This window comes from Longimonas sp., from assembly GCF_046498435.1.
GTDB lineage: Bacteria > Bacteroidota > Rhodothermia > Rhodothermales > Salinibacteraceae > Longimonas.
The window spans coordinates 1-10280 of the sequence record NZ_JAWOAR010000006.1; the positions used below are offsets into that span (position 1 = coordinate 1).

At 60.8% G+C, this 10280-nt stretch carries 11 protein-coding genes; 3 read left to right on the forward strand and 8 right to left on the reverse strand.

Features of this window, described 5'->3' with window-relative positions; all coding sequences use genetic code 11:
• Nucleotides 1-775: 775 nt before the first annotated feature.
• On the forward strand, nt 776-1222 hold the full coding sequence (locus tag R6U20_RS00200) for an Hsp20/alpha crystallin family protein (protein WP_410335853.1): 447 nt from the start codon (nt 776-778) through the stop codon (nt 1220-1222).
• A gap of 280 nt (nt 1223-1502) precedes the next feature.
• The gene (locus R6U20_RS00205; protein WP_410335854.1) at nt 1503-2165 is read left to right on the forward strand and encodes an NUDIX hydrolase; all 663 of its coding nucleotides are present in this window, start codon (nt 1503-1505) and stop codon (nt 2163-2165) included.
• Between the two features lies 1 nt (nt 2166).
• Here the strand turns inward: R6U20_RS00205 and R6U20_RS00210 are convergent, their stop codons facing one another.
• The 6 genes from R6U20_RS00210 to R6U20_RS00235 all read right to left on the reverse strand — a co-directional run bounded on the left by R6U20_RS00210 (nt 2167) and on the right by R6U20_RS00235 (nt 7711).
• The gene (locus R6U20_RS00210; protein WP_410335855.1) at nt 2167-2619 is read right to left on the reverse strand and encodes a SufE family protein; all 453 of its coding nucleotides are present in this window, start codon (nt 2617-2619) and stop codon (nt 2167-2169) included.
• Between the two features lie 47 nt (nt 2620-2666).
• The gene (locus R6U20_RS00215) at nt 2667-3542 is read right to left on the reverse strand and encodes a sulfurtransferase (protein WP_410335856.1); all 876 of its coding nucleotides are present in this window, start codon (nt 3540-3542) and stop codon (nt 2667-2669) included.
• A gap of 331 nt (nt 3543-3873) precedes the next feature.
• Nucleotides 3874-4575 (reverse strand): trehalose-phosphatase, encoded by a 702-nt coding sequence (otsB, locus tag R6U20_RS00220; RefSeq protein ID WP_410335857.1) that lies wholly within the window; start codon nt 4573-4575, stop codon nt 3874-3876.
• 117 nt (nt 4576-4692) lie between these two features.
• Nucleotides 4693-6057 (reverse strand): trehalose-6-phosphate synthase, encoded by a 1365-nt coding sequence (locus R6U20_RS00225; RefSeq protein ID WP_410335858.1) that lies wholly within the window; start codon nt 6055-6057, stop codon nt 4693-4695.
• A 94-nt stretch (nt 6058-6151) separates the two neighbouring features.
• Entirely contained in the window at nt 6152-6418 is a 267-nt protein-coding gene (locus R6U20_RS00230) for a hypothetical protein (RefSeq protein ID WP_410335859.1), read from the reverse strand.
• A gap of 75 nt (nt 6419-6493) precedes the next feature.
• Nucleotides 6494-7711 (reverse strand): 4-phosphoerythronate dehydrogenase, encoded by a 1218-nt coding sequence (locus R6U20_RS00235; protein ID WP_410335860.1) that lies wholly within the window; start codon nt 7709-7711, stop codon nt 6494-6496.
• Nucleotides 7712-8046: 335 nt separating this feature from the next.
• Between R6U20_RS00235 and R6U20_RS00240 the strand changes: the two genes are divergently transcribed.
• Nucleotides 8047-8724, forward strand: coding sequence for a hypothetical protein (locus R6U20_RS00240; protein ID WP_410335861.1), 678 nt, complete (start codon nt 8047-8049; stop codon nt 8722-8724).
• Nucleotides 8725-8752: 28 nt separating this feature from the next.
• On the opposite strand, the gene R6U20_RS00245 is transcribed toward R6U20_RS00240, so the two are convergent.
• The gene (locus R6U20_RS00245) at nt 8753-9244 is read right to left on the reverse strand and encodes a DUF427 domain-containing protein (protein WP_410335862.1); all 492 of its coding nucleotides are present in this window, start codon (nt 9242-9244) and stop codon (nt 8753-8755) included.
• Nucleotides 9237-10280 (reverse strand): aromatic amino acid lyase (locus R6U20_RS00250; RefSeq protein ID WP_410335863.1); only part of this gene is annotated, 1044 nt, incomplete at its 5' end. The genes R6U20_RS00245 and R6U20_RS00250, both read right to left, overlap by 8 nt.

The following is a 10280-nucleotide window of genomic DNA, read 5'->3' on the forward strand; positions in this document are numbered from 1 at the left end:
ACCACGACCGACGTCGAGACGGGCGAGGAGCACATCGTCCTGGACGGTGCGCTCACCGACGCCGTGCGGGCGTCGAGCAGCTTTCCCGGCGCTGAACCCAACCTTTCAGGGTTGACACAGCACTACTGCCGTGTCACAGGTCATTCTGTGGGTTAAACCAAGATGGATACGCGTGCTGTGCCGTCCCCAAAAGTTCCTGCTAAACACCAAGGAGATGGTTCGACTGCGCTCACCATGACAGGCTTCGTGGGAGGGTGATTGCAAGGCAACCATCAAAATGAGGGTTGACAGAGCACTACAGCGAGAATCGAACGCCCACATCAAGCTGAAACCGTCCGATGTCGCTCGCATCGGGCAGTAGCGCGCTAAGCGTGGGCTCTGGCTCCGTGTACAGGCGTATCTGCAAGGGTAGCACAGCGGAATCAGCGACTGCTACACGCATCCAGTATGCCAGGTCTTCACGAAGAGTGCAAGGCTGCGCATCCTGCATAACAAGGGCATACGAGGGCGGTGAGCATGAGATGACGTTCTGTCATTTTCAAGCTGTCAGCCCTTGACTACAGGATGACAGACGACGCTATATTCCTGTCAGACAGGACCTGAAGAGGATGGCAGTCCCTGACGGATAAGCTGTCGTGTTGGCAGAGGAAGAGCCAGTGGAAAGGGTTGGTACAGGGGTTGCATAAGTAGATAAGTGCAGAGTTGAGGGCGATGTCCTCTGCATCCCCCGCTACCCATTCGACACGAACCAAGACAACTGAACGAGGTGATTATTATGACGAACCTTACCCGCACACCGAACCGCAGTCTGCGAACCCTGCAAAACGAAATCGACCAGGTGTTTAACCGCCTGTTTCCCACCAGCGACGAAAACGGGCGTAACGAGAGCACCACGCGCATGTGGGCGCCGCGCACCGACATGGTCGAGACGCCCGACAACTACGAAATTCGCCTCGACCTGCCGGGCCTGTCGAAAGACGACCTGACAATCAACATGCAGGAGCGGCAGCTCACGGTAAGCGGCGAGCGGCGCCACGAAGCCCGCAACGAAGACGACGAGTACGTGCGCGTTGAGCGCGCCTTCGGACACTTCCACCGCTCCTTCACGCTGCCGCAGTCGATTCAGGAAGACAACATTGAAGCGTCGTACCAAGACGGCGTCCTGACGATTACGGTGCCGAAGGCGGAAGAAAGCAAGCCGCGCCAGATTGCGATCCAATAACCGGATCTCAACGCGCACACATCACCTGGTTCTGGAGGTAGACGGATTGCCTCGAATCCGTCTTTAGTGCCTCCACACGCGCTCCGGCGGCCTCACGGCGGCCGGGGCGTTTTTTGTTGCCGTGCTTTGCTGGACCATACTTTGATGCGTTCAGAGGGAAGCGAAGGCCTACGCGCTGCTCCTCCGTCTCGACCGGACCCCCACAAGATGCCAGGTATATCAACGGTGGCATTGTTGCCAAAAGCACATGCCCACCTGCTCATCCATTCCGATACCCCCCATGTCGATTGCGTTCGACCGCCTCGTTTCCGCGTTAGAAAGCCAGCTTCGTAATGGCTTGCCAGGGCCCGAGGCGCAGCAGACCATGGCCCCGCGCTACGATGCGGGTCACCGGCGTCCACCTACCGAATCCACCGACTGCACGAACGCAGGCGTGCTCGCGCTGCTCTATCCGAATGCCCACGGGGTGCCCACGGTCTTGCTCACCGTGCGCCGTAGCGACCTGCCGCACCACCCTGGGCAGATCTCCTTTCCCGGCGGACGCTGCGAGGCGGGCGAGGTGCCGTGCGACACCGCGCTGCGTGAGACGCACGAAGAAGTGGGGCTGTCTCCTGAGGCATCTACCATACTGGGCTCGCTCACCTCGTTGTACATTCCGCCATCCGGGTTTTGCGTCCACCCGTTCGTGGCGGTATGCCCACGTGCGCCGGCCTTTACCGCACAGGAAGCCGAGGTCGAGATGGTGCTGCCCGCATCGCTGCCGCACCTGCTCGACCCGGGTACGCGCACGGTAGAGCCGTGGACGCTCTACGGGCGCAGCATAGACGTGCCATATTACGCGGTCGATGGACACGCCGTGTGGGGAGCGACCGCGATGATGTTGGCCGAGCTCCTACAGGTGGTGCGGCAGGCATCAAATGAGTTCAGCGGACGGGCGGCGTGAGCTATGCGCTGTCGGAGGCATCGGCAGCGATGGGCGTGTGGCTGCGTTCGGCCACAGCGTGCTTCATCCGCTGGTAGATGGCCGAGAGCCCCTGCGTGCGCTGCGCCCCAAGCAAGTCGGCCAGACCTAAATCGCGCAGTGGATAGTCGGTCGCATTGGCCACATCTTCGGGGGCGGCGCCGTCGAAGGCTTCGTGCAAGATGGATACGAAGGCACGTGCGGTGGGAGCGTTGCGCGGTACATCGGCAATGATACGCACGGTGCCGTCGCGTACCTCTGGACGCAGGAAGACCGGCGATTGGCACTCGTGCACCATGTTCAGTCCGGCTTCGCGCAGTTCCTGGTACGCCTCGGGCATTGGCGGCAGCTTGTCGGAGTACTCTAACAGCAACTCCAGTCGGCCATCACGACCGACCATTTGGAAGCCTGCGGCAATATCTTCAAACGAAGCCATAATCAAGACAGAACGAGAGCGAGATTACGATGGAGGTCCGGATGGGACTACTGAGCGGGCGTGGCTGCTTCGGCCTCTCCCTTTTCAATGGGCATACCAACAAGGTTGCCCCACTCGGTCCACGATCCGTCGTAGTTTTTGACCTGGTCGAATCCCAACAGGTACTTGAGCACGAACCAGGTATGGCTGGAGCGCTCACCGATGCGGCAGTACGCAATGGTGGGATCGTTGGGGCTGAGGCCCTCGCGCTGCTGATACAGTTCTTCGAGCGCTTCGCGCGGTTTGAAGGTGCCGTCGTCATCATCCACGGCGTTTGACCACGGTACATTGCGGGCCCCCGGGATGTGTCCACCGCGCATAGAGCTTTCTTCGGGCAGGCCGGGCAGATGCGTAATCTCGCCGCGAAACTCCTCGGGCGAGCGCACATCGACCATGGGGCCGTCTTGCTGCTGATGCGCCAGCACCTCGCCCCGGAACGCGCGGATGGAAAGGTCGGGCGCCTCGGGTACTGGGTACGACACGGTGGGTAGGTCGGGTGCGTCAGTGGTAAGGGGGCGGTCTTCAGCCTTCCACTTCTTGCGTCCGCCGTCCATCACGCGGAGCGATTCATGTCCGTAGAGACGAAAGACCCAGAAGGCATAGCAGGCCCACCAGTTGTTTTTATCGCCGTAGAACACGACCGTAGTGTCGGGGCCGATGCCTTTGGATTCGCAGAGTTGCGCGAAGGCCTCCTCGTCGATGAAGTCGCGCTGCACCGGGTCTTGGAGTTCGGTATGCCAATCGACTTTCACGGCGCCGGGAATATGGCCGGTGTCGTAAAGCAGCACGTCTTCGTTGGCTTCGACAAGCCGCACATCGTCGTCGAGGTGATCTGCAACCCATTCGGTATCGACAAGAACATCGGGGTGGGCATATGTGCTCATGGTGGGTAAGAGGCTTGAGAGAGAAGAGCAAGCGAGCCGCCATGACCCGCAAGGCCGGGCGGATGCAGATACCAATGCAAAAGATAAGACCTCTGGTGCCGGATTGTGTTCGCATGCGTTGGGGCAACGTAACACGCGTTGCGGCTTGTTTACACGGAGGGAAATGGGGGCCGACACATGCAGGCATTTCCATGTCCCTCGGCAGGGTCGTGCTGTGTCAACCCTCATGATGATTCCCCTGCAATGCTCCCCCAACGAAGCCTGTCATGGTGAGCAGAGTCCAGCCCCTGTGGCTCCGACCGCTGTCGTAGGAACCATCTCCTTGGCACGACTACACATATCCTTCCAGATAGGCTACGACAGCATCCACATCGGGCAGGCGGTGCTGGGCGGCGGTATCGCCGGAGCCGACTTTGATGGTGCACGCGCCGTCCACATCGGCAAGGGCCTCGAAGGCATCTTCGTCGGTCACATCGTCGCCGATGTAGACGGGATGGCGGTCGGGATGGTCGGCGGCAATGTCGCGGACGGCGCGGCCTTTGGTATGCTCGCAGTGGCGCAGTTCCACCACCTTTTTGCCCCAGATGGCTTCCAGAAAATCGGGCGCGGTATCGACCCAGGCTTGCAGGCGGCGCTGCGCATCTTCGGGATTTCGCGCCTGGCGGTAGTGTACGGCAAAGGTGGGCGGCTTCGACTCCAGATGTAATCCCTCAACGGAGGGCACATTGCTCTGCATCCGCGAGAGTGCGGCCAGGGTATCCTCATTAAAGGTGGGCGGGTCGGCGTCGTTGGTGGAGCCGCGTTGTGCGCCGTGCAGTCCAATAGCGGGGGCGTTGGCCGGGAAGAGGCGCCCCAAGCTACGCAGATCGCGGCCGGTCACGATCCACAGTGGAAAGCGATCGCGTAGCTTCTGCACCACACCGGGTACCCCGGGATGCGGGTACGCAGCGTCGGGATCGTCGACGATGGGGGCGAGAGTACCGTCATAATCCAGAAAAAAGATCGGGGCGTCAACGCGTGGAGGAGATTCCATAGCAAGAAAGCAGGACAAGTGCGGAGCAGACGAAAATGGGGGCAGGGCACGGCACAAGCATCCCTCTTGAAGGGCGATCCGGGGCCGTTTCAGGTACGCGGGTATGTCTCAGCGACGCTACGCATGCAGCGCATCCAGGAAGCCGCGAGCCCAGCGTTGTACGTCGAGGCCTTCAACGGTAGACTTGAGCGCGTTGAGGCGGGTGGTGCGCTCTTCGGGGCTCATTTCAAGTGCGGTGCGAATGGAGGCAGCGAGGCCGTCTTTGTCGTAGGGATTCACCTGGATAGCCTCGGGCAAGAGGTAAGCGGCACCGGTAAGCTCGCTTAGGATGAGAACGCCGTTCTGGTTGGCCGTGATGAACTCCTGCGTGACCACATTCATGCCATCGCGCAGGGGCGTGATGAGCGCGGCATCGGCAGCGCGGTAGAACGCACACAGCTCAAACTGTGTGTACGTCCGGTACCGGTAATTGACGGGCACCCAGTTGTCGCGGGCGAACTGTCCGTTGATGCGACCTACGACCTCATCCACCTCGCGTTTCAGTTGCTGGTAGGTGTCCACTTTGGTGCGGCTGGGCGTGGCAATCTGGTAGAAGCTGACGGTGCCATGGTAGGCGGGGTTGTTCTCCAAAAAGCGCTCAAACGCTTCCAACCGCGAGAGCACCCCCTTGGTGTAATCGAGCCGATCGATACCAATGACGATGTGCTCGGTGCCCAGGCGCTCGCGTAGTTGCTTGGCTTTGGTGCGCACCTCTTCGGACTCGGCCATCTGCTTAAACCGATCGACTTCGATGCCAATCGGATGCGCCTCGACGCGTGTGGTGTGGCCGTTGTAGTGGACGGTCTGCCCGTCGATTTCGGCGCCCAGAAGGACGCGGGCGCTCTCCAGAAAGTTATCGACGTACTCTTGTACGTGTACCCCCACCAGGTCGCAGGCCAGCATACCGCGCAAGAGTTCGCGGGCCCACGGCAAAATGCGAAAGACCTCCATAGCCGGCCACGGGATGTGCCAGAAGTGCCCGAGCGTGACGTCGGGGCGGGCTTCGCGGATCCACTGGGGGGCCAGCATGAGGTGGTAGTCTTGCAGCCAAATCTGCTCGTCGTCGCGGTCGACCTCGTTGAGCACGGCCTCGGCAAAGCGCCGGTTCACCGAGCGGTAGGTCTCCATGAAACGCGGATTCGGCTCAAAGTGCTGAATCATGTAGTGGGATACGGGCCACAGCACGCGGTTGGCCATACCATAGTAGTAGCCTTCAAGCTCGTCTTCGCTGAGCGGTACGCGGCGGACAGTAAAGTCGGGATCGTCGGCTGGGAAGAGCTGGCGCTCGGGCAGGTCAGGATCCTCGCCCATGCCGATCCAGGCCCCGCCGCGTTGGCGGAGCACCGGAAGCAAGGCGGTGGTGAGTCCGCCGACGGAGGCAACCCAGTCGCCGTTATCGGACTGGCGGATGGGAACGCGGTTGGCAACGACAGTGAGGCTCACAGGTGGGCGGTGCGTCAGGTCAGAAGGACGGCGGGACGGAGGCGGTTTCCGCGTGCGTCTTACGTGGGAGAGTACCACTCATGCGTGGTGCATCTTATGCGTCATGCGTCGGCGCATGTTGCACGGGATGTTGCATCCGCTCATAGTGCATACGATGTTTTACGGCATCCCCAAATAAACACAAACCGGCATTAAGTACAATGAGGCTGCTCGTTCCGGCCACAATCCAGGACCAGGCCGAGGCGTCGGGATCCGCTTTCTTGAGGGTGGCATGGCCCAGCATGCTGGCGCCGGTGCCTACAGCCAGCAGCCCAATGGGGGCTTGCCAGCGCCACCGGGTGTAATGCGAGTTGGCGTCCATAAGAGAGAAAACCAAATTAAGGAAACAAGAGCAATGACATCCTGCCATACCCTGTAGCCACGCGATGCGTTCGTTTCAAGTGGAACGCATTTGTGAAGAGGTTCCCCCTGGTGCGGAAAGCTGCATGGTAAGTCCGCCCGATACGGGGCGGTGCCAGGCGGGGAGCAGGCTGGCTTCGGAGACCGTGTAGCGGTTCATTTCGCGGCGGAGGGGATAGGTGCGGCGCAGTTCGGCAAACGCCTTAGCTCGTTTTTCGAGGGGATGCGAAGCAAGGGCGCGCATGCGGCGGTCGTCGTCGGCAATCGTGTAGGCGTGCTGGGCGAGCGCGTGCCAGGCATCGGTGCGAGGCCAGCGGGCACTGGGCGGGGAAAGGTGCCAGGTGGCGGGGGCGTGCGCGGCCAAGATGTCGTTGGGCTGCCAGGTCGCGGGGCGATCCAGCACATCGCAGAGCGCCTGGTACAGCATGTACGTGCCCCGCACTTTGCCGTCGTAGGCATAGCCTGCAATGTGGGGCGTAGCAATAGCAGCGTCGCGAATCAGATCGGGAGACGGAGCAGGCTCGTTGGGCCACACGTCGAACAGCAGTGCGCCAATGGAGCCCTTGTGCAGTCCGTGCCGAACGGCGTCGGCCTCGATCACGGCACCGCGCGAGGTGTTTACAAGCCAGGTGCCGGGCTGCATGGCGGCTACGACCTCGGCATCGACCAGATGCTGCGTGGCGTGGCGACCGCTTGTGGTGAGCGGTACGTGCAGCGAGATGATATCGGCTTCGTGCAGGAGGGCTTCCAGCGGTACAAACTGGTTGGCATGCTCCGGCTCGTTTTCGGCACGTGGCGGATCGTTGCGAAGCACGCGGCAGCCCAACGCCTCGCATCGGCGTGCCACTCGGCGCCCGGTGTTTCCGCACCCCACTATGCCAACTGTGCGCGTGGGTAAGTCGGTGCCGGTACGTGCAGCATGATGCAAAAGCGCTGTGATTACGTAGTCGGCCACGCTGTCGGCGTTTGAGCCAGGCGCATGAGCAAACGGGATGCTCCGTTCATGCAGGAAATCCTGATCCACATGGTCGGTGCCAATGGTCGCCGAGCCTACAAATTGAAGCGCGTGGTTTTGGATGAGAGAGGCATCCACCTGTGTTACACTCCGCACGAGCAGCACGTCGGCAGCCTGAACGTCCGATGCCGTTATGGCGCGTCCGGGCACCAGTGTTACGGATCCCAACGGGCCAAATGCAGCACGTGCGCATGGAATGTTTTCATCAGCAAGGATGCGGAGGGAAGGCGAAAGAGCCATTGTAATAAAAGCGCTTCGGGTAAAATGTACACATATTCATAATGGAAAACAGGTGCGTTATCACTTTCAAGATTGCGCCAACAGCGCATTAAGGCACCGCTAAATAGAAGCTATTTTACAGGATGAACTTTATAATTAGACAATTATATCTTTGTTTAACATCAGTTTACATAAATTAATTTTGGGAAACCTTGCCCGATAGGCTCTGTTGGTCGCCTTGCCTTGCCCGATGCGCCTTAAAAACGTAACGATCCGTGGCAAAATACCACGATGCGCATCCGTCTTCCATGAAGTCCGCAAGGTGTTCGGATTCTACCCATAGCAGTTGTTTCTGCATGAAAACGTATACGAAAATCGCCTCTACTGGAATTGCCTGTGCATCGCTGGCCTTCATTGTGACAACCGGCGCTCCAGACCTTTCCGCTCACACTTCCTCGTTTACCAACAGCTCCGAGACCAGCACGTCCCCTGCTGGCACAGACAACGCATCCCGCGAGCTTCTCGCCGCGGCTTATGGAGCGCCCGGCGGATCCGCCGACGAGGTGCGCCCTGCCATCCAACATCTTCCTGATGTAGATGATGCGACGCTCTGGCTGGCCCGCGCCATTTTTTCCGAGACAAAGAAGCCGCACGAGCAAGAGCTTGTGGCATGGGTGGTGCGTAACCGCGTTGAAACTGAGTATCGGGGCCAGTCCACCTACCGAGACGTAGTGCTCGACCGAAGCCAGTTTAGCGCATTCAACTATGGTTCGGGCAAGCGTTCATTCTACATCAACCTGGAGCGCGACACGCCCCTCGACAGCTGGCAGCAGGCGTTGCACGTAGCCTACTACGTGCGCCACGCCGACAGCGCATACCGGCCGTTCCACATCTCCACGCGACACTTCTTCAGTCAGGTGTCAATGCCATATCACCAATTCCCGAACTGGGCCAACCAGCGCCAGAAGGTTAACCCCCAGTGGGATATTACGCTGGATGAATGGCGATTCCGGTTCTACGCCAATCTGTCGTAAGACGTATGTGGAGGCTCCGGCACAGGGTTTACCAGCCAATGGTGCCGGGGCTACCCTTGAACGGACCCACCACACGGCTTGTAATCCAGCCACCATAGAACGAGCCGTCCTGCGCATCCACCTGTTCGTCGTCGACATAACAGGCGCCCATGAGGTGAGCGTAGAACGCGACGTAGCCGGCCATGTCCTGAAAGCGTGGTGTGGGATTGGGGTACGCCCAGGCGGCCCGCTCGGCACGCTTTGCATCCACAGTCACATCGTAATACCGCGCGCGGCCTTTAAACTCGCAGTGCGAGGTGCGTGCCGTTTCGTGCAAGACCCTGTCGGCAATGTCGCCAGGCGGACTGTAGTACACCGGCGGGTGGCTCGTTTCGAGTACGCGATAGGAGCGCGTCGTATCTACGATGGTTGCGCCGTTAAACACCACGCGGATACGGGCGTCGGTGCGTTCCAGGCGCGGCGGGCGGGGGTAGTCCCACACCGATTCTTGGTTAGGGCCGGGTTCAATTCGATTAGGCATGGGCAGGAGGCATAAGCATCGTATCCGAAAACGAGTTGATGGCGTCGTGCAGCGGCCGGTCGGTTGTTAGGGGATCCATGGCAGGCCAGTGGTCTGGGGGGGAAGGCGCAGTGCCCTGGGCTTTATCGGCCTGTTGCAGGTGACACAGCTGAAGTGCAGCCAGTGCATGAATCGACAGGATGCGCGCTACATGCGGGGTTTGCTCATAGGCCGTACGCGCAGCCAGTGCCCCCATCGACACGACGTCTTGGTTGCCCCCGTTGGTTGGGATGGAAGCGGTGGCAGTCATCTGGGCGCGCTGGCGCAATTCGGCTACGAGTGCCGTAGCCGTAAGCTGAGCCCCCGCCAGGCCATGCGTGGTGCCGGGGGTCCACGCCAAAAGAGGAGGCGCCCCGCCGTTGTGGGCGGGCGTCAGGAGCACGTCGAGCTGGCGTTCCATGAGCACGCCGATCTGCGTAAGCGCAGCGTTCAGCGCATCAGAGGCGAACGCGATCTGCTGGCCCTGAAAATTGCCGCCGTGGCGTACGCGGGGCGGATTCCCAAACAGCAAGGGGTTGTCGGATACGCCGTTTAACTCGGTTTCGACCAGGCGGGTGGCATATGCAATCTGATCGCGGCACGCCCCCAGCACCTGCGGCGCGCAGCGCAGCGAGTAGACCTCTTGCAGGGCACGGTCGTCGTGGGGCGTGTAGCCTTCGGGATGATTGTCGTTGGTATGCCCCAGGGCAGCAGCACGGATAGCAGCAGCGCTTTGTTGTTGCCCTGCGTGCCCCCGCGCTTCGTGCAGGTCGGCATCGAGCGGGTCGAGGCGGGCTCCAAGCAGACGAAACACCCAGCCGGTGTGGGCTTCGGCATAGGAGCAGAGGCGGCGGGCACGGGCACAGGCCAGAGCAGCGTAGGCTGTCATGAACGCAGTGCCGTTGACGAGCCCGAGCGCATCGCGCGCATCCAGGTCGATGGGGGCAAGGTCGGCCTGCGCCAGGGCCTCGGTGGCGTCAATGCGCGTCCCGTTGGCGCGTAGGCAGTGCCCTTCGCC